Origin of the sequence: Nocardiopsis sp. CA-288880 (assembly GCF_050955985.1) — a bacterium.
Classification (GTDB): domain Bacteria; phylum Actinomycetota; class Actinomycetes; order Streptosporangiales; family Streptosporangiaceae; genus Nocardiopsis; species Nocardiopsis tropica.
This window is the reverse complement of sequence record NZ_CP192105.1, coordinates 2,737,557-2,759,994: the sequence shown is the minus strand read 5'-3', so window position 1 is coordinate 2,759,994 and position 22,438 is coordinate 2,737,557. Positions and strand designations below refer to the sequence as shown.

Annotated in this window: 19 protein-coding genes; 7 read left to right on the top strand and 12 right to left on the bottom strand. The window is 75.0% G+C overall.

What is annotated here, in order from left to right:
* Positions 1 to 182: 182 nt before the first annotated feature.
* The 5 genes from ACQPYD_RS11725 to ACQPYD_RS11705 all read right to left on the bottom strand — a co-directional run bounded on the left by ACQPYD_RS11725 (position 183) and on the right by ACQPYD_RS11705 (position 5,141).
* Positions 183 to 1,274: an ABC transporter ATP-binding protein gene (locus ACQPYD_RS11725; RefSeq protein WP_433702025.1), complete on the bottom strand. Its 1,092-nt coding sequence runs from the start codon at positions 1,272 to 1,274 to the stop codon at positions 183 to 185.
* The gene (locus tag ACQPYD_RS11720) at positions 1,274 to 2,119 is read right to left on the bottom strand and encodes an ABC transporter permease (RefSeq protein ID WP_433701008.1); all 846 of its coding nucleotides are present in this window, start codon (positions 2,117 to 2,119) and stop codon (positions 1,274 to 1,276) included. Before ACQPYD_RS11720 ends, ACQPYD_RS11725 begins: the two co-directional genes overlap by 1 nt.
* Positions 2,116 to 2,931, bottom strand: coding sequence for a molybdate ABC transporter substrate-binding protein (gene modA / locus ACQPYD_RS11715; RefSeq protein ID WP_433701007.1), 816 nt, complete (start codon positions 2,929 to 2,931; stop codon positions 2,116 to 2,118). The genes ACQPYD_RS11720 and modA overlap by 4 nt, the downstream gene beginning before the upstream one ends.
* A complete protein-coding gene (locus ACQPYD_RS11710) occupies positions 2,924 to 3,325 on the bottom strand; it encodes a TOBE domain-containing protein (RefSeq protein WP_433701006.1) in 402 nt (133 codons plus the stop codon). The genes modA and ACQPYD_RS11710 overlap by 8 nt, the downstream gene beginning before the upstream one ends.
* A 187-nt stretch (positions 3,326 to 3,512) precedes the next feature.
* Complete coding sequence (locus ACQPYD_RS11705; protein ID WP_433701005.1) at positions 3,513 to 5,141, bottom strand: glycoside hydrolase family 10 protein; 1,629 nt, start codon at positions 5,139 to 5,141, stop codon at positions 3,513 to 3,515.
* 321 nt (positions 5,142 to 5,462) lie between these two features.
* Between ACQPYD_RS11705 and ACQPYD_RS11700 the strand changes: the two genes are divergently transcribed.
* Positions 5,463 to 6,746, top strand: a complete 1,284-nt coding sequence (locus ACQPYD_RS11700; protein WP_433701004.1) for an isochorismate synthase — start codon at positions 5,463 to 5,465, stop codon at positions 6,744 to 6,746.
* 59 nt (positions 6,747 to 6,805) lie between these two features.
* Positions 6,806 to 7,306 carry a GNAT family N-acetyltransferase gene (locus tag ACQPYD_RS11695; protein ID WP_433701003.1) on the top strand — a complete coding sequence of 167 codons (501 nt, stop codon included), beginning with the start codon at positions 6,806 to 6,808 and terminating at the stop codon, positions 7,304 to 7,306.
* Positions 7,307 to 7,379: 73 nt separating this feature from the next.
* On the opposite strand, the gene ACQPYD_RS11690 is transcribed toward ACQPYD_RS11695, so the two are convergent.
* The gene (locus ACQPYD_RS11690) at positions 7,380 to 7,688 is read right to left on the bottom strand and encodes a threonine dehydratase (protein ID WP_267949444.1); all 309 of its coding nucleotides are present in this window, start codon (positions 7,686 to 7,688) and stop codon (positions 7,380 to 7,382) included.
* A gap of 61 nt (positions 7,689 to 7,749) precedes the next feature.
* Entirely contained in the window at positions 7,750 to 8,448 is a 699-nt protein-coding gene (aztA, locus tag ACQPYD_RS11685) for a zinc ABC transporter ATP-binding protein AztA (RefSeq protein ID WP_433701002.1), read from the bottom strand.
* Positions 8,449 to 8,499: 51 nt separating this feature from the next.
* On the opposite strand from aztA, the gene aztB reads away from it, so the two are divergent.
* From aztB to aztD, 4 genes are all read left to right on the top strand, one after another.
* Positions 8,500 to 9,393, top strand: coding sequence for a zinc ABC transporter permease AztB (gene aztB / locus ACQPYD_RS11680; RefSeq protein WP_433701001.1), 894 nt, complete (start codon positions 8,500 to 8,502; stop codon positions 9,391 to 9,393).
* Positions 9,390 to 10,598 carry an ABC transporter gene (locus tag ACQPYD_RS11675; RefSeq protein ID WP_433701000.1) on the top strand — a complete coding sequence of 403 codons (1,209 nt, stop codon included), beginning with the start codon at positions 9,390 to 9,392 and terminating at the stop codon, positions 10,596 to 10,598. The genes aztB and ACQPYD_RS11675 overlap by 4 nt, the downstream gene beginning before the upstream one ends.
* A 4-nt stretch (positions 10,599 to 10,602) precedes the next feature.
* Entirely contained in the window at positions 10,603 to 11,544 is a 942-nt protein-coding gene (gene aztC / locus ACQPYD_RS11670; RefSeq protein WP_433700999.1) for a zinc ABC transporter substrate-binding protein AztC, read from the top strand.
* 172 nt (positions 11,545 to 11,716) lie between these two features.
* A complete protein-coding gene (gene aztD / locus ACQPYD_RS11665) occupies positions 11,717 to 12,901 on the top strand; it encodes a zinc metallochaperone AztD (RefSeq protein WP_433700998.1) in 1,185 nt (394 codons plus the stop codon).
* Positions 12,902 to 13,101: 200 nt separating this feature from the next.
* On the opposite strand, the gene ACQPYD_RS11660 is transcribed toward aztD, so the two are convergent.
* From ACQPYD_RS11660 to ACQPYD_RS11645, 4 genes are all read right to left on the bottom strand, one after another.
* Positions 13,102 to 15,120, bottom strand: coding sequence for a PhoX family protein (locus ACQPYD_RS11660; RefSeq protein ID WP_433700997.1), 2,019 nt, complete (start codon positions 15,118 to 15,120; stop codon positions 13,102 to 13,104).
* Between the two features lie 543 nt (positions 15,121 to 15,663).
* Positions 15,664 to 17,025: a GntP family permease gene (locus tag ACQPYD_RS11655; protein WP_433700996.1), complete on the bottom strand. Its 1,362-nt coding sequence runs from the start codon at positions 17,023 to 17,025 to the stop codon at positions 15,664 to 15,666.
* A 12-nt stretch (positions 17,026 to 17,037) separates the two neighbouring features.
* Positions 17,038 to 18,237, bottom strand: a complete 1,200-nt coding sequence (locus ACQPYD_RS11650) for a glycerate kinase (RefSeq protein ID WP_433700995.1) — start codon at positions 18,235 to 18,237, stop codon at positions 17,038 to 17,040.
* Positions 18,238 to 18,301: 64 nt separating this feature from the next.
* Positions 18,302 to 19,402 carry a CdaR family transcriptional regulator gene (locus ACQPYD_RS11645; protein ID WP_267949435.1) on the bottom strand — a complete coding sequence of 367 codons (1,101 nt, stop codon included), beginning with the start codon at positions 19,400 to 19,402 and terminating at the stop codon, positions 18,302 to 18,304.
* A gap of 155 nt (positions 19,403 to 19,557) precedes the next feature.
* Between ACQPYD_RS11645 and ACQPYD_RS11640 the strand changes: the two genes are divergently transcribed.
* A complete protein-coding gene (locus ACQPYD_RS11640; protein WP_433700994.1) occupies positions 19,558 to 20,202 on the top strand; it encodes a VOC family protein in 645 nt (214 codons plus the stop codon).
* Positions 20,203 to 20,570: 368 nt separating this feature from the next.
* On the opposite strand, the gene menD is transcribed toward ACQPYD_RS11640, so the two are convergent.
* The gene (gene menD / locus ACQPYD_RS11635) at positions 20,571 to 22,283 is read right to left on the bottom strand and encodes a 2-succinyl-5-enolpyruvyl-6-hydroxy-3-cyclohexene-1-carboxylic-acid synthase (RefSeq protein WP_433700993.1); all 1,713 of its coding nucleotides are present in this window, start codon (positions 22,281 to 22,283) and stop codon (positions 20,571 to 20,573) included.
* Between the last annotated feature and the right edge of the window lie 155 nt (positions 22,284 to 22,438).

Below are 22,438 nucleotides of genomic sequence, written 5' to 3'. Positions count from 1 at the left end.
GGAAGGACTGTCGTCGCCGGGTTCCTTAAGTCTCCCCCGGGTGGGCCCCGGATATCCAGGTGTCCGCCGCTTTTCCCGAGCCTGTTTCGGGCACGCGGGCCGACGGCGGGCCCGGGGCCCGGATCCCGGGCCCGGCGTGCCGCCGTCCCGGCCCGCCCCCGCGGTGAACTGGGGCGACGCCCTCAACCGGGGTAGCACTCCACCTCGGCCGCCTTGACGCCCGCCCACACCTCGCTCCCCTGTTCGAGCCCGAGCTCGGCCAGGGCGGCCGGGCTGACGTCGGCGGCCAGGGACAGCCGTCCCGCCAGGTGCACGCGCACCTGGTCGCCGAACCTCTCGATGCCGTCCACGGTCAGCCGCCACACGTTGCGGGGGCTGCCGTGCGGGTGCCGGGGGTACAGGGCGACGGCGCGCGGCGGGAAGGCCACCAGGACCTCCCCCCGGTGCGCTCCGCCCACCTCCACCCGGGCCCCGTCCGCGTCCCCCCGGGGCCCCAGGAGGACCGTGGTCCCCTCGGCCCGCCCCCGGAAGAGGTTGAGCCCCACCAGGCGGGCCACGTACGGGGTGCGGGGCCTGCGCGCCACCTCGGCGGGAGGGCCCTGCTGGACGACCCGGCCGTCCTCGACGACCGCGATGCGGTCGGCCAGCACCATGGCGTCCAGCGGGTCGTGGGTGACCAGCACGGTGGCCCCGTCGAACTCCTCCAGGAGGTGGCGCAGCCGGCCGCGCACGTCGATGCGGGTGCTGGCGTCCAGTGCGGCCATGGGCTCGTCCAGGAGCAGCAGGCGGGGGCGCACCGCCAGGGCCCGGGCCAGCGCGACCCTCTGGGCCTGTCCTCCGGACAGGTTCCGGGGCCGGGCCCCCGCGTGGTCGGACAGGCCCATGTGGGCGAGGAGCCCGGCGGCCCGCTCCCGGGCGGCGGCCCGGGTCGCGCCCTGGCAGCGCGGACCGAACGCCACGTTGTCCAGGGCGCTCATGTGCTCGAACAGCAGGTAGTCCTGGAAGACCATGCCGATGGGCCGGCGCTCCACCGGCGTGGCGGTCTCGTCCCGGCCGTCCACGCGCACGTGCCCGCCGCTGAGGGGCGCCAGCCCGGCCAGGGCGCGCAGCACCGAGGACTTGCCGGCCCCGTTGGGGCCGAGCAGGGCCAGGATCTCCCCCTGTGCGGCCTCCAGGGCCACGTCGAGGGAGAACCCGCCCCGGCTCAGCCGCAGCTCGGCGTCCAGGGCGGGGGGCCGGGCACGCGGAGTGCGGGCGGCGCCGTCCGGCTCCATCAGGCGTTCACCCACCTCTCGCGCAGCGTGGCCAGGACGGCCAGGGAGACCAGGAGCAGGACCAGGCTGAGCACGATGGCGGCCTCCGGGTCGCGCTGCATGGCCATGTAGACGGCCAGCGGCATGGTCTGGGTGGTGCCGGGGAAGTTCCCGGCGAAGGTGATGGTGGCGCCGAACTCCCCCAGGGCGCGGGCCCAGCACAGGACGGCGCCCGCGCCGATCCCGGGCAGCACCATGGGGAGGGTGACGCGGGTGAAGACGGTGACCCGGCTCGCGCCGAGGGTGGCGGCGGCCTCCTCGTAGCGGCGGTCCGCGCCGCGCAGCGCGCCCTCCACGCCGATCACCAGGAACGGCATGGCGACGAACACCTGGGCGAGGACCACGGCGACGGGTGTGAAGGGGATCGTGATCCCGAACCAGGTGTCGAGGTACCGGCCGAGCAGGCCGTTGCGCCCCAGCACGAGCAGCAGCGCCACGCCGCCGACGACCGGGGGGATGACCAGGGGGACGGTGACCACGGCGCGCAGGACGCGGCGGCCGGGGAAGTCGGCGCGGGCGAGCAGCCAGGCCAGCGGCACCCCGAGGAGCAGGGACACCAGGGTGGCGGCGGTGGCGGTCGACAGGGACAGCCAGAGCGCGGCCAGGACCTCGGGTTCGGTGACCCGCTCGCCCATCGTGGACCAGGGCGCGCGGATCAGCAGCCCCGCGAAGGGGAGCACGAGGAAGGCCGCGCCCGCGAGCGCGGGCAGGACCAGGATCCACGGGGGGCGGCCGGACCGGACGCGCGGCGGGCGGTCCCGTCCTCGGCGCGTGTCCCGGCCCGCCGCCGGGCCGTCCGCGGTCACGGCGTACCGAACCCGGCCTCGGCGAGGACCCGCTCCCCCGTCCCGGACAGGACCAGGTCCACCCATGCGGAGGCGAGCCCGGCGTCGGCGGCGCCCGCCAGGACGCCGATGGGGTACTCGTTGACGGCCTCGTCGGCCTCGGGGAAGTCGATGCCGGTCACCCGGTCCCCCGCCGAGGCGACGTCGGTGGCGTAGACGAGCCCGGCGTCGACCTCGCCCAGTTCGACCTTGGTCAGGACGGCGCGCACGTCCCGCTCGTAGGTGTCGGGGGTGACGGCGACCCCGGCGGCCTCCATGGCGGCGGCGGTGGCCGCGCCGCAGGGGACCTCCTCGGCGCACAGGGCGACGGAGACGCCGTCCCCGGCCAGGTCGGCGAAGTCCTCGACGCCGCCGGGGTTGTCGGGCGGCACCGCGATCCGCAGCGTGTTCGTGGCGAAGACGGCGGCGCCGCCGCTGCCGGACGCCCGTTCGGCGTCCAGCCCCTCGCCCTCGACGACCTGCCGCATGGTGGCGGTGTCGGCGGCGGCGAAGACGTCGGCGGGGGCGCCGGAGTTGATCTGGGCGGCCAGTTCGCTGCTGCCCGCGAAGTTGAGGACCACCTCGACCCCGGGGCGTTCCTCCTCGAAGTCCTCGGCCAGGGCGGTGAACACGTCGGTGAGCGAGGCGGCGGCGAAGACGTGGAGCTCCCCGCCCCCGCTCCCCGCCGGGGCGCCGCCTCCGCCGTCCTGCACGCCGCAGGCGGTGGCGGCGAGTGCCGCGGCGGCCAGGGCGCAGAGGGCGAGCGGGGCGCGTCGGGGGGCTCTCTCACGCATGGCTTCCCCCGGTGGTCTCGACCACGACGTTGGTGGACTTGACGACGGCGGTGGCGGTGGTCCCGACGTCCAGCCCGAGCTCGTCGGCGGCCTCGCGGCTCATCAGGGAGACGACCCGGTGCGGCCCCGCCTGGATCTCCACGGCCGCCATGACCCGGTCGCGGACGACGTTGGTGACCAGTCCGCGGAAGCGGTTGCGGGCGGAGGAGAGCCGGCGTCCGGGGTCCTCGTCCGCGCCCGCGCGCATGAACGCGGCGAGTTCGGCGCCGTCGAGGAGGCGCCGGGCGGAGGCGTCGCGGGTGGCCGCGAGCCGACCGGAGTCGACCCAGCGGCGGACGGTGTCGGCGCTGACGCCGAGGAGGTCGGCGGCCTCGCTGATCTGGTAGGTCGGCATGCGACGAACCTACCCCTCGCTGATACCAGGGCAAAAGGTGGTTTCGTCTAGCAGATCATAACTTTTTTCTCGCCCCTGGGGAGATTGTGCCACCCCGGAGCCAGGGATCCGCGAAAGCGCGGACGACGGGACCCCCGGCCGACGGCGTTCCGTCGGCCGGGGGTCCCGTGCGGGCGCTGTCCCCGGATCAGCCGCGGATGTCGGCGGCCTCGCTCACCGGGCCCTCGGCCCGGTAGTCGTCCAGGGCGGTGACCACGTACCCGGCGCCGTCCTCCAGCGGTGCGTCGTCGGCCAGCGCGGTCCCCCCGGTGAGCCCCACGAGGTTCTCCGGGGCCAGGGCGGCGCACCGCGCCTCCTCCGAGCCGGTGTCCGCGCCCGCGGGCAGGCGGTAGACCGCGTAGAAGCGGGCGGCGTCGGCGGCGTCCCACTCGACCTCGACCCGGTCGCCGTCGGTCCGGGCCTCGACACCCCCGACCTCGCCGACGAGCGGGCCCTGGTTCTCCGGGGCCTCCGCCTGCGGCGGGAGCGCCGGCCGGCCGTAGTGGGCGTCGGCGAGTTCGGCGTAGGCGTCCGAGGCCTGCTCGCGCAGGTTCTTGATGGAGAAGTAGATGTCCCCTCCGACCTCGGGCAGCTCGCCGGAGTAGTCGAGCTGGGCGCTGAGGGCGTCGTCGCCGCGCCAGCCCTCCTCGCCGACCCGGTAGGCGGCCTGGCCGATGTAGAGGTCCACGCCGGTGCCCTCGACCTCCGAGGCCCACCAGTCGGTCATGGCCTCGTAGTCGGCGGTGGAGAAGCCCCTCTCCCAGTACAGCTGCGGGGCGACGTAGTCGACGGTGCCCTCCTGGATCCAGGTACGGGTGTCCGCGTACTGGGCGTCGTAGGACTGGAGGCCGGAGCTGGGCGAGCCGCTGGGGTCGGTGCTGTCGTTGCGCCAGATCCCGAACGGCGAGATCCCGAAGCTCACCCAGGGCTTGGTGGCCTCGATCCCCTCGTGGACGTCGGCGATGAGCCGGTTGACGTTCTCGCGCCGCCAGTCGCCCCGGTCGTCGAAGCCGTCGCCGTGCTCCTGCCAGCTGGCGTCGTCGTCGAACTCCTCCCCGTCCTTGGGATAGGGGTAGAAGAAGTCGTCGAAGTGCACGCCGTCGATGTCGTAGCGCTCGACGACGTCCATGATCACGCCGGTGACCCACTCCCGGACCTCGGGGTTGCCCGGGTCCACGTACGCCTCGTCACCGTAGTCGACCAGCCAGTCCGGGTTCTCCTTGACCGGGTGGTCCTCGGCCATGTCCTCGATGTCGGGGTCCTGGAGGCCCACGCGGTAGGGGTTGAACCAGGCGTGCAGCTCCAGCCCGCGCTCGTGGGCCTCGGCCACCGCGTACTCCAGCGGGTCGTAGCCGGGGTCGCCGCCCTGCTCGCCGGTGAGGTAGCGGGCCCACGGCTCCAGCTCGGACTCGTAGACCGCGTCGGCGGTGGGGCGCGCGTGCAGGAAGACGGCGTTGAGGCCCATGTCGACGGCGTCGTCGAGGTAGGCGTCGAGCTCGTCCTTCTGCTCCTGCGCGGACAGGCCGGGCTCCGAGGGCCAGTCGATGTTGCGGACGGTGGTGAGCCACGCCCCGCGCATCTGGCGCTCGGCACCCCCGCCCTCGCACTGGAGCGGGGCCGCCGCCGTCCCGGCCTCTCGCGTGCCGGGGGCGTCGCCGTCGGCCGTCCCGCCGCCGGAGGCGGCGCAGCCCGACAGCAGGAAGGTGGTCGCGGCTGCCGACGCCGCCCACCGCGCTGCGGTGCGCCGCGTGCTCCCGGCCCGTGCCACTGATCCCATGAACGGTTCTCCTCTGAGGTCCTTGGCGCACAGCCGTCCCCCTGGCGTGGCGCCGCGACCCAGGTTAGAGCAGGAAGTCAATTTTTGGACACGATTCGGACAACTTGTGGATAACGTCGCATCAAGGCAGGTGAGGGAACATTGTCGCGGCGCAACGAAACACCGCCGGGCAGGGGGCTCCGCCCCTCCCGCGCCCCCGAAAAGAGTCAAATCCACACCGTCCGGGCTGTCCGCCCGGGGAAGCACGAGGGGCGGAGACCGCACCGACCTCGGACGGACCGGGACACAACCGCCCCGGGCGAGGTCCTACACTCGGTGACCGTGAACGTCGCCCTGAGCCCACCCAAACTGTTCGTCCGCACCGTTCCCCTGAGCGATCACACCGCCGGCCTGGTCCGCCTCCTGCCGGACGGCGCCCCCCTGGCCTGGCTGACGGGGGACGAGGGCGTCGTGGGCTGGGGCGAGGCCGCGCGGCTGGACCTGGGCGCCGAGCCCGAGGGGACCGCCCCGACCGACACCACCCGCTTCTCCGAGGCGGCCCGGTGGCTCAACGGGCTCCTGGAGCACGCCGAGGTCTCCGACGGGGTCGGTGCGGCGGGGACCGGCCTGGTCGCGTTCGGGACGTTCGCCTTCGCGCCCACCTCCCCCGGCTCCGCCCTGGTCGTGCCCCGCGTGCTGGTCGGGCGGCGCGGCGGGCGCAGCTGGCTGACCACGGTCGGCGACGAGCCCGGGGACCCCGACCCCGGCGAGCTCCCGCCCCCGGCGTCCGCACCGCGCCCCGTGGGCCCCGTCTCCTGGACGCAGGGGTCGCTGTCGGGGGAGGACTGGATGTCCGCCGTGGCCGGCACCGTCGAGCGCATCCGCGCGGGGGAGCTCGACAAGGCCGTGCTCGCGCGCGACGCCTTCGCCGAGGCCGCCTCCCCCATCGACGTCCGCACCCTCCTCGAACGCCTGCGCCTGCGCTTCCCGAGCTGTTTCACCTTCTCCGTCGACGGCATGGTCGGGGCGACCCCGGAGCTCCTGCTGCGCCGCGAGGGCGACCGGCTCACCTCGCTGGTCCTGGCCGGGACCCGCCCCCGGGGCGAGGACCCGGACGACGACCGGCGCCTGGCCGACGAACTCCTCGCCTCCGCCAAGGACGTCGACGAGCACCGGATGGCCGTGGACTCCCTGCGGACCGCGCTCGCACCGCTCGCCGAGGAGATGGAGGTCCCGGCACGGCCCAGCCTGCTCCGGCTCGCCAACGTGCAGCACCTGGCGACCCGCGCGCACGCGCGCCTCTCCCCCGGGGTCTCCGCCCTGGACGCCGTCGCCGCCCTGCACCCCACCGCCGCCGTGGGGGGCACGCCCACCGGCACCGCCATGCGGCTGATCGCCGGGGCCGAGGGCATGGACCGCGGCGGCTACGCCGGCCCGGTCGGGTGGGTCGACGGGGCGGGCAACTCCGAGTGGGGCATCGCCCTGCGCTGCGCGCACGTGGACGGCGCCCGGGCCCGGCTGTTCGCGGGGGGCGGGATCGTGGAGGGGTCGGTGCCGGAGGCCGAGCTCGCCGAGACCGAGTCCAAGTTCCGGGTCATGCGCGAGGCCCTCACCGACGGGGCCTGAGCGGCCCCGGCCCGCCGCGCGTCACCTCCCGGAAACACGCGGGCGGTACTTTACCGCCCATGCGTATCGACATCGTGAGCTGGGACGATCCCGACGCCACCGCCCTGCGCGCGGAGCAGCGGGCGGAGATCGCCGAGCGTTACGGCACCCCCGACTCCGAGCCCGGGACGGCCCCCTCCGCCGAGGACATCGCGGTCTTCACCGTGGCCCGCGACGGCTCGGGCGCCGCCGTGGGGTGCGGCGGGCTTCGCGACCTCGGCGGCGGGGCGGGCGAGGTCAAGCGGATGTACGTCCGCCCCGGAGCGCGCGGCACCGGCGCGGCGCCCCTGGTCCTCGCCGCGCTGGAGGACTGGGCGCGCGGACGCGGGTGGACGCACCTGCGGCTGGAGACCGGCGACCGCCAGCCGGACGCCGTGCGCTTCTACACCCGGTCGGGCTACACGCCCATCCCGTGCTTCGGGGCGTACGCGGGGTCGCCGTCCTCCCTGTGCTTCGAGAAGGCGCTCGGGGCGCCGCTCCCGGAGGCCTCCGGGGCCGGGGCCGCGGCGCGCCTCGGCTGAGGCGGCCGGGCACGCGGACCGGGCCGGGGCCTCCCGGCTGCGGGAGCGGGACCGGCCGTCCCCGCGCAGCGGGTCAGGAGACCGGGGCGTGCTCGTCCCAGTGGCCGTCGTGCTCGCGGTGCAGGTGCCCGTCGTGCACGTAGTCCACGTGGTCCCCGTGGGGCACCGCCACGTGGCCGCACCCCTCGCCGTGCCGGTGCCCGTGGTCCTCGTGCACGGTGTGCTCCTCGTTCGCGCACTCGTCCCAGTGGCCGTCGTGCCCGTGGTGCAGGTGCCCGTCGTGCACGTAGTCCACATGGCCCTGGTGGGGCACCGCGACATGGCCGCACCCCTCGCCGTGCCGGTGCCCGTGGTCCTCGTGCACGGGATGCGTCGCCGTCATCTCTCCCCCTCGGGACGGTCTGTCGCCCCGGTGCGGCCGGGACGCGTGCCCGACCAGTCCATCAGAGATCGTCCGCGGTGAAAAGGGCCTGGTCGGCGGAGGGGTCCGGCTCCGCCAGGCGCCCGTCCTCCATGCGCAGGACGCGGTCGGCGTGCGCGGCCTCCCGGGCCGAGTGCGTGGCGTGGACCACCGCGACCCCCCGGGCCCTCTCCTCGGCCAGCACCGCCGTGATGCGCTCGCGGGAGTCGGCGTCCAGCCCGGTGGCGGGCTCGTCCAGCAGGAGCAGGTCCGCCTCCTGCGCCAGCCCCTGGGCCAGCAGGACCCGCTGGCGCTGCCCTCCGGACAGGTCCCCCAGGGCGCGCCGGGCCAGGTCGGCGACGGCCAGCCGGTCCATGCAGGCCTCGACCACGGCCCGGTCCCCGCGGGTCAGGCGCCGCCAGGGCCCGCGCTCGGCCCACCGCCCCATCTCGACGGTCTCGCGCACCGTGACGGGCAGCGCGTCGGAGACGGCGCTGCGCTGGACGACGAGGGCGGGACGTCGGGCGGCGCCCCGGCGGACCCTTCCCGCCGTCGGGGCCAGGGTCGAGGCCATCACCGCCAGGAGGGTCGACTTCCCCGAGCCGTTGGCGCCGACCAGGGCCGTGACCGTGCCCGCGTGGACCGTGGCGGTGACGCCGTGCAGGACCGCCCGTCCGCCGTAGCCCGCGTACACGTCCTCCAGCTCCACCGCGGCTGTTGCCGACGCATCGACCGATGTCATGACCACTCCCGATTTGGTATTGAAAACGGTTTTCATTATAGAGTGCCCGACATGGAAGCCCTGTTCGACCCGTTCGAGGTCGTGTTCGTCCAACGCGCCCTGTGGGGAGGCGTCCTCGTCTCGCTCATCTGCGCCCTGGCGGGAACCTGGGTCGTGCTCCGCGGCATGGCCTTCCTCGGCGACGCGATGTCGCACGGGATGCTGCCCGGCGTCGCGGTGGCCTCGCTCCTGGGCGGGAGCCTCTTCGTCGGCGCGGCCCTGGCCGCCGTCGCCATGGCGCTGGGGGTCACCGCCCTGAACCGTTCGCCCCGGCTCTCCCAGGACACGAGCATCGGCCTGCTCTTCGTGGGCATGCTCTCCGCGGGCGTCATCATCGTCTCCCACTCCGGCTCCTTCGCCGTGGACCTGACCGGCTTCCTCTTCGGCGACGTGCTCGCCGTACGGGAGCGGGACCTGCTCCTCCTCGCGCTGGCGCTGCTGGCGGCCCTGGTGATCGCCGTCGGGGGCCACCGCTCCTTCGTGGCCCTGGCCTTCGACCCGCGCAAGGCGACGACGCTGGGGCTGGCGCCCCGGGCCGCCCACGCCGCCATGCTCGGCCTCGTCACCCTGGCGGTGGTGGCCTCGTTCCACGTGGTCGGCACCCTGCTGGTCTTCGGCCTGCTCATCGCCCCTCCGGCCGCCGCCGCGATCTGGGCCCGGAGCATCCCGGCGATCATGGTCGGCGCCGCCCTGCTGGGCTCCGCCTCGACCTTCGTGGGCCTGCTCGTCTCCTGGCACTGGGGGACGGCCGCCGGGGCCAGCATCTCGGCCACCGCCGTCGCCCTCTTCTTCGTCTCGGTCGCCTCCTCCCGCGCCCGCCCCCTGCTCGGGGCGCTGCGCCGGACCCGGGCCGCCGACGCGCCCCCCGCACCGATCCACGCCCACGAAAGGTCGCACGTGTCATGAACCGCCCCCACCGCAGGACCGCGGTCCCCGGGGTGTCCGCCTGGATGCTCGCCGCGGCACTGCTCACCGGGTGCGCCTCCGCCCCGGACCCGCAGGAGCCCGAGGACGGGGAGGCCACGCCCCACGGCTACGTCGAGGGGGCCGAGGAGGCCGCCGAGCCCCAGTCCCGCCTGGTCGTCGCCGACGCCGAGGGGGCCGTCCAGGTCCTCGACCTCATCACCGGGGAGACCACGCTCCTGGACCCGGTCGGGCCGGTCGACGGGATCACCGGCGACGGAAGGTTCGCGTACCTCTTTTCATCCGATGAGCGGATGACAACCGTGATCGACAGCGGCACCTGGACCGTGGACCACGGGGACCACATGCACTACTACCGGGCCGACATCCGCCCGGTCGGGACCGCCGAGGGGATCGCCGCCGCGAACGCGGCGACCGACACCGCCCTCACCGCGCTGACCGACGGCGGCGGCGGGGTCTCCCTGCTGGACCGCCCCTCCCTGGAGGACGGGACGGTCGAACGGGTCGACATCGCCACCACCGGGGACGCCCCGGCCGTCGTCGCCCCCCACGGCGGGGCGGTCGTCACCGCGGGGGCGGACGGGGTCCACGTCGACGACCGGTCCGGCGAACCGGTCCTGACCCTGGACGAGGGGTGCACCGATCCCCGGGGCCAGGCCACGACCCGGCGCGGCCTGGTCATCGGATGCGAGGAGGGCACCCTCCTGGTCACCGAGGACGACGGCGAGTTCGCCGGAGAGACGCTCCCGTACCCCGACGGCCTGCCCGACGGCGCACGGGCCGAGGAGTTCCACCACCGGCCGGGCGCCGGAGCCCTGGCCGCGGTGCCCGCCCCGGACACGGTCCTCGCCCTCGACCTCGCCGAACAGCGGTGGGACCACTGGGAGCTGCCCGGCGTGGTCTCCGTAGCGGCGGTCGGCGAGGGCGCCTCCGTCCTGGCCCTCACCGAGGACGGGGTCCTGCGCTCCTTCGACCCCGCGACGGGAGAGGAGCGGGCCCGGACCGAGCTCCTGGACGGGGTCGACACCGAGCACCCGCCCTCCATCCGGGTGGACACCTCCCGGGCCTACGTCAACGACGTGCGGGGCGGCCTGGTCCACGAGATCGACTACAACGACGACCTGCGCGTGGCGCGCACCTTCGAGACCGGGGTCGCGCCGCAGCACATGGTCGAGACCGGACGGTGAACCGATGACCCACCCCCGAACCGCGAACCCGCGCCGCACGGGCGCCGCCCTGGCGCTCGCCCTGGCCGTACCGCTCGGCCTCACCGCCTGCGCCCCGGGCGGGGAGGCCGGCGGCGGCGTGGTCGTCACCACCAACATCCTCGGCGACATCACCCGCGCGGTGGTCGGCGACGAGGCGGAGGTGACCGTGCTGATGAAACCGGACGCCGACCCCCACTCCTTCGGCGTCTCCGCCCAGGAGGCCGCGACCATCGAGGAGGCCTCCCTGCTCGTCCACAACGGCCTCGGCCTGGAGGAGGGGGTGCTGCGCAACGTGGAGTCCGCCGAGGAGGCGGGCGTGCCCGCCCTCGCGGTCGGCGAGCACGTCGACCCCCTCGCCTACACCTCCGACGAGAGCGAGGGCGAGCCCGACCCGCACTTTTGGACCGACCCCCGGCGGGTGGCCACCGCCGTCGGCCTCATCACCGAGAACGTGGTCGCGGAGGTGGACGGCGTCGACGCCGACGCCGTGCGGGCCAACGCCGCCGCCTACGAGGCCGAACTGGCCGCCCTCCACGACTGGATGGGCGGGGAGTTCGAGGCCATCCCGCCCGGGGACCGCAAGCTCGTCACCAACCACCACGTCTTCGGCTACCTCGCCGACCGCTACGGCTTCGAGGTCGTGGGCGCGGTGATCCCCAGCGGCACGACCCTGGCCTCGCCCAGCGCCTCGGACCTGAGCTCGCTCGCGGAGACCGTGGAGGAGGCCGGGGTCCGCGCGGTCTTCGCCGACTCCTCCCAGCCCGACCGCCTGGCCACCGTGATGGCGGAGGAGGCCGGGGTGGAGATCGACGTCATCCCCCTCTTCTCCGAGTCGCTGACGGCCGAGGACGGGGACGCGGCCACCTACCTGGACATGATGCGCGCCAACACCACCGCGATCACCGCGGGCCTGGCCGCACCCTAGACCCCGCCCCGGCCCCGCACGGCGCGGGCGCGCGACCCCCTCCGCCCTCCCCGGGGAGGGCGGCCGCGCCCGGCCGCCGCGAGGGGCCGGCCGGACCCCCCGGACACCGGCGCCGCCGCCCGGCGCGTGCCGCGCACGAGAACACGACCCCTGACACGAGGACCGAGACACCATGAGAACACCGCACACCGCGACCAGGGCGGCCCTGCCCGCCGTCCTGTCGGCGGGGCTGCTGCTGACCGCCTGCTCCACCGGGGCCGACGGCGCCCCCGAGGAGGAGGCCCCGGCCGCCGACACCGCCGCCGCCGTCGCCGAGCCGATCGCGGTCACCTACGACGGCGGCGTCCTCGTCCTGGACGGCACCACCCTGGAGGTCGCCGGGAACATCGAGCTGGAGGGCTTCAACCGGCTCAACCCCGCCGGCGACGACCGCCACCTGTTCGTGTCGACCTCCGACGGGTTCCAGGTCCTGGACGCCGCCGCGGGCGAGCTGACCGACACCGTGTTCCCCGCCGACACCCCCGGCCACGTGGTCCGCCACGGCGGGCGCACGGTGCTGTTCGCCGACGGCAGCGGCGAGGTGACGGCCTTCGACACCGACGCCCTGGGCGACGGCACGCCCGAGGACCTGGACGTGTACACCACCGAGGAGGCCCACCACGGGGTGGCCGTGGAACTGGGGAACGGCGAACTCCTCGTGACCCTCGGCGACGAGGAGGAGCGCGTGGGCGCCGTCGTCCTGGACGCCGACCGGGAGGAGATCGCCCGCAGCGAGGACTGCCCCGGCGTCCACGGGGAGACCACGGCCGAGGGCGAAACCGTCGTCATCGGCTGCGAGGACGGCGCCCTGATGTACCAGGACGGCGAGTTCACCAAGGTCGAGGCCGAGCACGACTACGGGCGCATCGGCAACCAGGCCGGCTCGGAGGACTCGCCCATCGTCCTGGGCGACTACAAGACCGACCCGGACGCCGAGCTGGAGCGCCCCGAGCGCGTCGCCCTGGTCGACACCTCCGACGCCTCGCTGTCCCTGGTGGACCTGCCCTCCAGCTACACCTTCCGCTCCCTGGGCCGCGGCCCGCAGGGCGAGGCGCTGGTCCTGGGCACCGACGGGTCGCTGCACGTCATCGACCAGGAGGAGGGCGAGATCACCGACTCCGTCGAGCTGATGGACCCCTGGGAGGAGCCCCTGGAGTGGCAGCAGCCCCGCCCGGCCCTGTTCGTCCGGGGGGAGACCGCCTACGTCACCGACACGGCCACGCGCCAGATCCACGCGGTGGACCTCGGGACCGGTGAGGTCACCGCCTCGGCCACGCTGGAGGAGACCCCCAACGAGCTCAGCGGCGTGAGCTCCTGACACCGGGGTCGGCGGGCGCCGCGGCGCCCGCCGACCCTCCCGTGCAGACGGCCCCCGCCCCGCGGCGTGCGGGGCGGGGGCCGTGCGCGCACCCGGTGCGCGGCCGCCGGCGCGGGCGGCCGTGCGCGGGAGCGACCGGCCCGGCAACCCCCACGACGGAGCCGGGGCCGGTCTCCCGCGCCCTCCCCCGGGGAGGGGGTCTACTTGCCGACGTCGCGCCCGGCGGTGTGCCAGATGCACAGCACGGACGGGCGCGGGAAGTCGCCGTCGGGCCACGTGCTGGTGGGCTCCGCCAGGGTGCCGCCGTCGCCGGGGTGCTGCGGGGCGAGGAACACCGTCTTGTTGTCCTTCGAGATGAGCGGCCCGCAGGCCTCCGCGCCGACCGGGACGGTGGCGAAGGTCCTCAGCTCACCCCGGAAGCGGCCCTCGACGGGGACCACGTGCAGGGCGTCGTTGATGCCCAGCGCGCCGGGCTGGCCGTCCGTGGAGATCCACAGGTTGCCGTCCTTGTCGAAGGTCAGGTTGTCCGGCGCCGAGATCGGCATGACCTTGGACTTGTCGAAGCCCGCGTAGTAGGTGTCGTCGTCCTCGGGGTTGCCGCAGACGATGGGCACGTTCCAGGCGAACTCCGTGGCACCGGCGTCCGAGCCCGCCTCCACGATCTCCAGGATGTGGCCGTGCTTGTTGGGGCCGCGGGGGTTGGGCTCGTCGGCCTGGCCGGGCTCGCGGGCGGAGTTGTTGGTCAGCGCGCAGTAGACCTTGCCGGTGACGGGGCTCGGCTCGAAGTCCTCGGGCCGGTCCATCTTGGTGGCGCCCACGGTGTCGGCGGCGAGCCGCGTGCGCACCAGGACCTCGGCGACGCTGAACCCGGGCACGAAGCTCTCGGCGTCGGTGCACAGGGCGATCCACTCGCCGCTGCCGTCGAACTCGCCGTCCTCGGGGAGCGCCCCGGAGCCGTCGAACTCCTCGCCCGGGCTGTTGCCGGTCAGGCGGGCCACGTAGAGGGTCCCGGTGTCCAGCAGGGTGAGGTTGTGGCGGCGCGAGCCCTCGACGTACTTCTTCGCGCTCACGAACTTGTACATGTAGTCGAAGCGCTCGTCGTCGCCCATGTACGCGGCCACGCGGCCGTCGTCGGTGATCCGGATCGTGGCGCCCTCGTGCTTGAAGCGGCCGAGCATGGTGCGCTTGAGCGGCTCCGACCCCGGGTCCAGCGGGTCGATCTCGACGATGTAGCCGAACCGGTTGGCCTCGTTGGGGTGCTTGGCCAGGTCGAAGCGCTCCTCGAACCGGTCCCAGCGGCGGCCGGCGGGGCCGGTCCCCATGCCGTACCGGGCGTTGGGGGCGTCGGCGGGGGCGTTGCTGAAGTACTGGTTGAAGTTCTCCTCCGCGCTGAGGAAGGTGCCCCAGGGGGTCATCCCGCCCGCGCAGTTGTTGAGCATGCCCTTGACCAGGGTTCCGTCCGGGTCGTCCTGGGTCCTGAGCAGCTCGTGCCCCGCGGCGGGGCCGGTCAGGCGCATCGGGGTGGAGGCGGTGAGCCGCCGGTTGAAGGCGCGCTCCCCGTCGGCCAGGCGCCACTCGCCGGTGCCGGCGTGGCGCTTCAGCTCCACGATGGACCCGCCGTGGGCGGCCATGGCGATCCTGACGTGCTCCTCGTCCGCGGTCGCGCCGTCGGTGTACCCGGGGAACATCAGTTCCTCGTTGGTGTACTCGTGGTTGACCCACAGCAGGCCGTTGTCGTCGTCGAGCTGGTGGAAGCCCACGTAGTCGCAGTTGTAGCCGAACTGCTGCTCCTGGGCCTCGGCCGTCTGGGCGTCGACGTCGAACTCGGGGGCCCCGGGCAGGACGGGGTCGCCCCAGCGGATGATGACGTGCTGGTCGTAGCCCCGGGGGACGGTGACCTTGTCGTCGGTGTTGGGCTGCACGCTCGTGAAGGTCGGCCGGGGCGCGGGGTGGGGGCGTCCGGGCCCGCGGTCGGCGGCCGCGGTGCCCAGGGCGGAGAGGCCGAGGGCGGAGACGCCCGCGCCGACCGCTCCGGCGCGCAGGGCGCTGCGGCGCGAGAGGGCCTTCTGGAAGATGTCGCCGAAGTAGGGGTTGGCGCTGGTGTTGGGGGCGGGGTGGAAGCAGGCGTCGCCACAGCGCAGGGCGCATGTCGCGCGGGAGCGACCGCCCCCTACCTGGCCGAGCAGCGGCAGCGGGCGGCGGGGCGCGGATTCGGGCACACCTTCTCCTTGGGGATCGTCTCTGCTCCCGTGCGCTCCGCCGACGTGCGGGGGCGGGTCGGAGCGCGCGGGTCGTTCTCGTCGGGCGGGCCTCCCGCCGGACGCTCTCGACCTTGGCCGAGGTTCCACTCGCACAGGTGAAACCGAGGTGAACGCCCCTACAACTCCACCACATCCCTGGGTCGGTCACGCTCCACGGTCGTCAGGGCACCCACCGTCGACTTACGCCGCGATCCTCACACGTCGGACGCCCCGTGTCCTACGTGCCACGCCCGGTCACCCGTCCGTGTGGATCCCCGCCGGAACCGGTCCCCTCCCGCCCGCAGGGCCCGTAGGCCGATGAGGGCGTTCCCGGCGCGGGTGCTGGAAGCCCCTCCCGCCCGGAGGTCCCGCGGGCGGGGGTGCGCGCCCCTCCGCGTGGGCGCGTGCCGCGGCCGGCCGGGGCCGCAGACGCGTCCGCCCCCGCCGGGGGTCCCGGCGGGGGCGGACGCGACGCGGACCGGCGCGCCGCCGGCCGTACGGGCCGGGGCGCGCCGCGGCGGGTCACATCAGGAAGAGCGCCAGCACCTGGATCGCGGCGAAGGCGGCGACGCCCTCGACGGCGGTCGCCACCGTGAGGGTGCGGTAGGCCGTCGCCACCGGGATGCGGCTGAGCTGGGAGACCACCCAGAAGTAGGAGTCGTTGGCGTGCGAGACCACCATCGCGCCCGCGCCCACGGCGAGCACGGTCAGGACCATCCCCTCGGGGGAGGCGAGCCCGAGCGAGCCGAGCATCGGCGCGATCAGCGCGGAGGTGCTCACGATGGACACGGTGGAGGAGCCCTGGGCGGTCTTGAGCGCCGCGGCGATCAGGAACGGCACGGCCAGCCCGATGCCGAGTCCGGCCAGGTTCTCGGACAGGAAGCCGGTCAGCGGGGAGGCCGCCAGCACGGCGCCGAAGGAGGCGCCCGCACCGGTGATGAGCAGGATCGGGGCGGCGACCCGGATCGACTCGTGCATCTGCTCGTTGAACCGGGCCAGCTTGCCCGAGCCGCGCAGGAGGGTCGTCGCGGCCATGAGGCCGATGATGAGCGCTATGACCGGGGTGCCCAGGAACGTGACGATGTCGAAGGCGGTCCCCTCGCCGATCGGCCGACCGGGGAGGTTGACCACCGAGGAGGCGCAGATGAGCACCAGCGGCAGCAGGATCGGCAGGAACGCGGCGAAGGCGTTGGGCAGGCGGCCGTAGCTCTCGCGCAGCTCCTCGTAGGTCTGCGTGGTGATGTCGTCGTCGCTCTCGGGGGGCAGCGGCGTGAAGTCGCGGCGGGAGAACACGGTCGCGTAGGCCAGCCCCGCGAGGGCGGCCACGGCGGCGACCGGCAGGCCCAGGGCGATGAGCATGCCCAGGTTGTCGGAGATGCCGATGTTCTCGGCGGCGGCGAGCGGGCCCGGGGTCGGCGGCACCAGCGTGTGCGTCGAGTACAGGCCGGTCATCAGCGCGATGGCGGTGGCGAGAGAGGACACGCCCGTGCGCAGGGTGACCGCCTTGCGCAGGGAGTTGAGGACGACGTACCCCGAGTCGCAGAACACGGGGATGGAGACGATGTAGCCGATCAGCGTCATCGTCAGGTTCGGGAACCGGGTGCCGATCAGCCGGATCAGCGCCTCGGCCATGGAGATGGCGGCGCCGGAGCGCTCCAGGATCACACCGATCATGGTGCCGAAGAGGATCACCAGGCCGATGTTGCCCATGGTGCTTCCGAAGGCCGTCGTCACGGTGGTGACGATCTCGCCGAGCGGAAGGCGGAAGGCGAAGGCGCCGAGGATGGCGGCGCCCATGAGCGCGAGGAAGGGGTTGACCTTCCAGCGCGCTGTGGCGAGCACGATGCCCGCCACGAGGACGATGAGGATCAGGAGCGCGGTCACGTGCGGTTTTCCTTAGGGATGTACGGGTCGGGTGAAGCTGTTCGCGAGGAGCCGGCAGCAGTTGTAGGCGGCCCAGGTGATGCCGGGGACCGCCTCGTCCTGCATCTGTTCCAGGGAGCCGGGGCCCCGTGCGATGGAGAAGGCGGCGGTGACGCCCGAGCGGCGGAGTTCCTCGGCGGAGACCGCGACCCTGCCGGCGATCACCACGACGGGGCGGTCGGCGGGGGTGAGGCGGCGCACCGCGTCGACGACCTTCCCGGCCAGGGACTGGCCGTCGAAGGACCCCTCCCCGGTGAGGACGAGGTCGGCCCGGGAGAGGAGCTCCTCGGCGCCCAGGACGTCGGCGACCATGCGGGAGCCGGGGAGGACCTCGGCGCCCAGGAGCGCGGTCAGTCCCGCGGGCAGGCCGCCGGCGGCCCCCATCCCGGGGAGGTCGCGGACGTCGGTCCCGGAGGCCTCGGCGAGCACGTCGGCCAGGCGGCGCAGTCCGGCGTCCAGGGTTCGCACGTCCTCGGGGGAGGCGCCCTTCTGCGGGCCGAAGACGGCGGCCGCGCCCTCGTCGCCGAGCAGGGGGTTGGTGACGTCGCAGGCGATGCGCCAGCGCACGCGGCGGGCGCGGGGATCGAGCCCGTCGAGGTCGACGCGGTCGAGGCCGGTGAGGGCCCCTCCCCCGTCGGGGAGCTCGGAGCCGTCCGCGTCGAGGAAGCGCGCCCCCAGCGCGGAGAGGAGGCCGGTGCCCCCGTCGGTGGTGGCGGAGCCGCCGATGCACAGGAGGATCTCCTCCACACCCGCGTCCAGGAGCGACGCCACCAGGGGACCGATGCCCCGGGTGGTCGCGGTCAGCGGCCGGAGGGGGACGTCGGAGACCGCGGGCAGCCCGTTGGCCTCGGCGGCCTCGATGACGCCCGTCAGGTGGTCGGGCGAGAGCCCGTACCTGGCCCGGACGGGCCTGCCGAGGGCATCGGTGGTGTCCGCGGTCAGCGCGGTCGTGCCCCAGGCGCCGAGCAGGGCGTCGAGGGTGCCCTCGCCGCCGTCGGCGAAGGGCAGGGTCCGGATCTCCACCGGCGTGCCCTGCTCGTCGAAGGCGTCCTGGACGCCCCGGGCCATCGCCGCCGCCACGTCCACCGCCCCGGCACTCCCCTTGAAGGAGTCCGGGATGATGGCGACGCGGAGGGGGGATGCCTCGTCATGTGTGCGAAACGCTGTGGACATGCAGGAGAGCCTAAGCACATCACCGGTGCGTTTCGACGGTGATTCGCCCAGTCTTCCTGGGACTTTATGTGAACCCTGTGTGCGATTCGCCCAGAGCGTCACACGCGTACAGGGCCATCTGGAGCGTGGTGAGGTGGTCGGCCCGGCGGATGTCCAGACCCGTCACGGACCGGATCCGCTCCACCCGCTGGAGCAGGGTGTTGCGGTGGACGTACACCGAGTCCGCCGCGGCCTGCATCGAGGTCGTCGAGGCCACCGCCACGACCGTGCGGCGCAGCGCGCCGTTGAGCTCCGCGACCCTTCCCGCCAGGTTCTCCAGGGTGCGCGGGGGCAGGTGGGCGACGGCCACGGCGATCGTCCGCGACCACGGCACGCCGCTCGCCGCGGCGGGGATCAGCCCGGCGTAGCGGCACAGGGCGCGCGCCTCCTCCGCGTGGGCGAGCAGGACGCCGACGTCGTCGGTGGGCGCGGTGGCGGTGTGGCGGCTCTCCGGAGGCAGGCCCGGGGCGCGCGGCGCGGGGGCGGCCCCGGAACCGACCAGCCAGAGGGCCCCGTGCAGGACGGCGGCCCGGTGCCCGGCGTCGGCGTTGATCCGGACCACGGCCGTCTCGGCCAGGCCCGGAGGGGCGGCGGAGCCGTCCGGGCGCGGGGCGGCGGCCGCCCACAGGGCCAGCGACCAGGGCGGGGCGAGCCCGGCGGCGGCCAGCCGGGCCCGGGCCGCCGCCGGGCGGGCGGTGCCCGAGCTGAGGGCGGCGATGAGGTCGCGGGCCTCGGTGTGGCGCCGGGTGACCGCGTCCTGCTCGTACTCCTGGGCGAGGAGGAGCTGGACGGTCAGCGCGACGACCCGGGCCAGCGGCGCGACCTCGTGCGGGTCCCCCGTCACCCCGACCACACCGCGCAGCTCGCCGTCCACCACCAAGGGCTCGTTGGCCCCGGGCCTGTCGGAGGTGCCCGGCTCGGGGGAGGTGACGAGCACCCCGCGCCCCTCGGCGATCACCCTCTGGGCGCCGCGGTGAAGGGTGCCGCGCCGGTCGGGGTCCAGGCAGGCGATGATGGTGCCGTGCTCGTCCATCACGTTGATGTTGTGGCTGATCGTCGGGGCGATCAGGTCGACCACGCGCTGGGCGAGGTCGCCGCTCAACGGTGGCCTCGCGTGTTCGGCCATGGCCCACAGGATAGGCGCAGGTGGGAGGGGAGCGGGTCGGACGGGGGCGCCCCGGCCCCGCCGGTCGGTGCGGCCGGGGTGTGCCGCCGCGGGCCGCGTCCGCCCCCGGCGGCGCGGGCGGCGCGGTGTCGGGGTCGTGGCCTATCGTCGGAGACATGGCAGAGCAGACCACCCGCCCCGGGGTCCACCGGGCCGGTCCGGCCGACTGGCGATGGCTGCTGGGTGCGTTGCGCGCCCGGTTCGAGACCGCCTCGTTCGGAGCGGGGGCCGCGTTCGTCGCCGCCGTGGGACGACTCGTCCAGGAGGCCGACCGTCCGCCCGACGCCGACCTGCGGGCCGGGCACGTCCAGCTCGCCCTGCGCGGCCGGGACGCCGGCGGCGTGACCGCACGGGACGTCCGGTTGGCCGAGCGCATCAGCGCGCTCGCGTCCGACCGGGGGCTGTCCGCGCGACCGGACCGGGTCCAGGTGCTGGAACTGGCCCTGGACACGCCTGCGCCGGAGGCGGTGCTGCCGTTCTGGTCGGCCGTTCTCGGCGGATGCGGGGCGGACGGCAGCGTGGTCGACCCGGCAGGAGGACTCCCGCCGCTGTGGTTCCAGGCGACCGGCTCGACCGCACCCGACCGGCAGCGCTTCCACCTCGACGTCACCGTCCCCCCGGAAGCTGCCGACCGGCGGATCGCCGCAGCGGTCGCCGCAGGCGGACGCGTCGTCGACGACAGCCGCGCACCGGCCTTCGTCGTGCTGGCCGACCCCGACGGAAACAGGGCCTGTGTCTGCACCGAGCTGGGACGGGACTGAACCCAGCCCGCACGGGGCGTGCGCACCGGGCCCGTCGCGGTTCCGGCCGACCGCCCTGTCCACCGGGGGCGCGATCGGTGCCGTGCCGACGCACTCGGGCCCCCGTGGAGCCGATCGGCGCCTTCTGGCCCGGAGCACCGTCCCCGCACGTGTCCGGGGCACGGGCCCGGACGCCGGGGCGGACCCCGGTCGGCGTCGCTGTGGACCGTGGTCCGGACGGTGCCCGCGAGGCCCCGGCGGTGCGCCCCTCCGCGATCGCACCGCGGCCGCCCCTGACCCGGAGGGGCCGCGGGACGGGACCCGCGGCCCGTGTCACGGTCGCGCACGCAAGGCCGGCGCCGGTCGCGTGCGACGGCTCCGGCAGGTCCTCACAGGGCCGCTTCGACCGCCGCTTCCACCGCCGACTGCAGCCTGCGGCGCAGCGCGGCGCTGTCCGGTCTCTTCGTGCACACCTCGATGACCCGCAGGCCCTCCCCCAGGAGCGCCTTGGGCAGGTCGGTGGCCCACTCCAGCCGCGTGTAGGGCAGGTCGGCCACGGCCGCCACACGCTCCATCGACACCCCGTGCGGCGTGCCGAAGACCCGCTCGAAGTCGGGGTGCCCCGCCTGCTCCAGGCCGGAGAAGATCCCGCCCCCGTCGTTGTTGACCACCACGACGGCCAGGTCGGGCCGGGGCTCCCCCGGGCCGATGATCAGACCGTTCTGGTCGTGCAGCAGCGCCAGGTCGCCCAGCAGCGCGTAGGCCTGGCCGCCGTCCGCGCCCTGGTGGGCGAGCGCGGCGCCCACGGCGGTGGACACGGTGCCGTCGATCCCGCTCACGCCCCGGTTGCCGACCAGGCGCACGCCGCAGCGCGCCCGCATGGTGGCGTCCAGGTCGCGGATGGGCATGCTCGACCCGGCGAACAGCAGCGAGCCCGCGGACAGGTGGGAGGCCAGGTCGCGGGCGAGCCTGGGCTCGCTCAGCACCTCGTCCCCGTCCAGGACCGCGTCCAGCGCGCCGCGCGCGGCGGCCTCGGCGAGCCGCCACCTCTCGGACCACGCCGTGCGCGGCGGGGAGGCCGGGTCCAGACCCGTCGGCGGCGCGACCGCCGCGACCACGTCGGTGGCGGTGCGGGCCGGGTCGGAGAACGCGTTGGCCAGGCTTCCCGCGGGGTCGCCCACCGCTCCGGCGGTCACCGCGACGTGCCGCTCGGCCCTGCGCAGGAACGCCAGGATCTGGCGGGACAGGTTCGGGCGCCCCACGCTCACCACCAGTTCCGGGGCCTGCCCGGAGACGAAGCGGGGCGAGGCCAGGAGCTGGCGGTAGGTGGAGACGGCGTCCCCCCTGCGCGCGTTGGAGGTGGGCTCGGCCAGGAGCGGCCACCCGGTCAGCTCGGCCAGCGCCAGGAACGGCACCGGGTCGTAGTCGCCGTCGCCGCACACGATCACGCCGCGCTCCGCGGCGGGCAGGACGAAGGGTTCGGGAGGGGAGGGCGGTCCGGGGCGGTTGATCCACGGCCGGCGGTCCGGGCGCCCCTCCAGGGGCTCGGGCCACGCGTCGGCGGAGTCGTCGGGGGTCAGGGGGTCGCGGAAGGCCACGTTGAGGTGGACCGGCCCGGGTCTGCCCCCCACCGCCGCGCCCCAGGCGCGGCAGGCCAGGGAGCGCCAGTAGGCGACCATCCCCGGCACCGGGTCGGGGGTGCCCACCTCGGCGAACATGCGCACGGCGCCGCCGTACAGGCCGATCTGGTCCACCGTCTGGTTGGCCCCGGTGCCCCGCAGCTCCGGAGGCCGGTCGGCGGTCAGCACCAGCAGGGGCACCGCGCTCTCGTCGGCCTCCATCACGGCCGGGTGGAGGTTGGCGGCCGCCGTACCGGAGGTGCACACCACCGCCACCGGGCGCCGGGCCGCGCGGGCCAGGCCGAGTGCCAGGAACGAGGCGGAGCGCTCGTCGACGCGCACGTGGACGCGGATCCCGGGGTGGGCGACGAGGGCCAGGGCGAGCGGTGTCGAGCGCGACCCCGGCGCGACCACGGCCTCGACCAGGCCGCCTCGGGCCAGCTCGTCGACGAGGACCCGCGCCAGGGCGGTAGACGGATTCATCAACTCTCTCGATCGTCTCAAGGTGTACCAAGTATCGCCGCGTGGACTCGTCCCCTCCAGTCAACCCCCACCCGGGGCGGAGGTCGAACGAATCCCGCTGTTGTTCCCGGCACATCCGCGCCGGGCGCGCCGGTGCCCGACGCGTCGGCGTCCGC

Bases quoted from the DNA above. Each gene is read 5' to 3' on its own strand.
- ACQPYD_RS11725 (WP_433702025.1), bottom strand. From the start codon at position 1,274: ATGGAGCCGGACGGCGCCGCCCGCACTCCGCGTGCCCGGCCCCCCGCC.
- modA (WP_433701007.1), bottom strand. From the start codon at position 2,931: ATGCGTGAGAGAGCCCCCCGACGCGCCCCGCTCGCCCTCTGCGCCCTG.
- ACQPYD_RS11710 (WP_433701006.1), bottom strand. From the start codon at position 3,325: ATGCCGACCTACCAGATCAGCGAGGCCGCCGACCTCCTCGGCGTCAGC.
- ACQPYD_RS11705 (WP_433701005.1), bottom strand. From the start codon at position 5,141: ATGGGATCAGTGGCACGGGCCGGGAGCACGCGGCGCACCGCAGCGCGG.
- ACQPYD_RS11695 (WP_433701003.1), top strand. From the start codon at position 6,806: ATGCGTATCGACATCGTGAGCTGGGACGATCCCGACGCCACCGCCCTG.
- ACQPYD_RS11690 (WP_267949444.1), bottom strand. From the start codon at position 7,688: ATGACGGCGACGCATCCCGTGCACGAGGACCACGGGCACCGGCACGGC.
- aztA (WP_433701002.1), bottom strand. From the start codon at position 8,448: ATGACATCGGTCGATGCGTCGGCAACAGCCGCGGTGGAGCTGGAGGAC.
- aztB (WP_433701001.1), top strand. From the start codon at position 8,500: ATGGAAGCCCTGTTCGACCCGTTCGAGGTCGTGTTCGTCCAACGCGCC.
- ACQPYD_RS11675 (WP_433701000.1), top strand. From the start codon at position 9,390: ATGAACCGCCCCCACCGCAGGACCGCGGTCCCCGGGGTGTCCGCCTGG.
- aztC (WP_433700999.1), top strand. From the start codon at position 10,603: ATGACCCACCCCCGAACCGCGAACCCGCGCCGCACGGGCGCCGCCCTG.
- aztD (WP_433700998.1), top strand. From the start codon at position 11,717: ATGAGAACACCGCACACCGCGACCAGGGCGGCCCTGCCCGCCGTCCTG.
- ACQPYD_RS11650 (WP_433700995.1), bottom strand. From the start codon at position 18,237: ATGTCCACAGCGTTTCGCACACATGACGAGGCATCCCCCCTCCGCGTC.
- ACQPYD_RS11645 (WP_267949435.1), bottom strand. From the start codon at position 19,402: ATGGCCGAACACGCGAGGCCACCGTTGAGCGGCGACCTCGCCCAGCGC.
- ACQPYD_RS11640 (WP_433700994.1), top strand. From the start codon at position 19,558: ATGGCAGAGCAGACCACCCGCCCCGGGGTCCACCGGGCCGGTCCGGCC.
- menD (WP_433700993.1), bottom strand. From the start codon at position 22,283: ATGAATCCGTCTACCGCCCTGGCGCGGGTCCTCGTCGACGAGCTGGCC.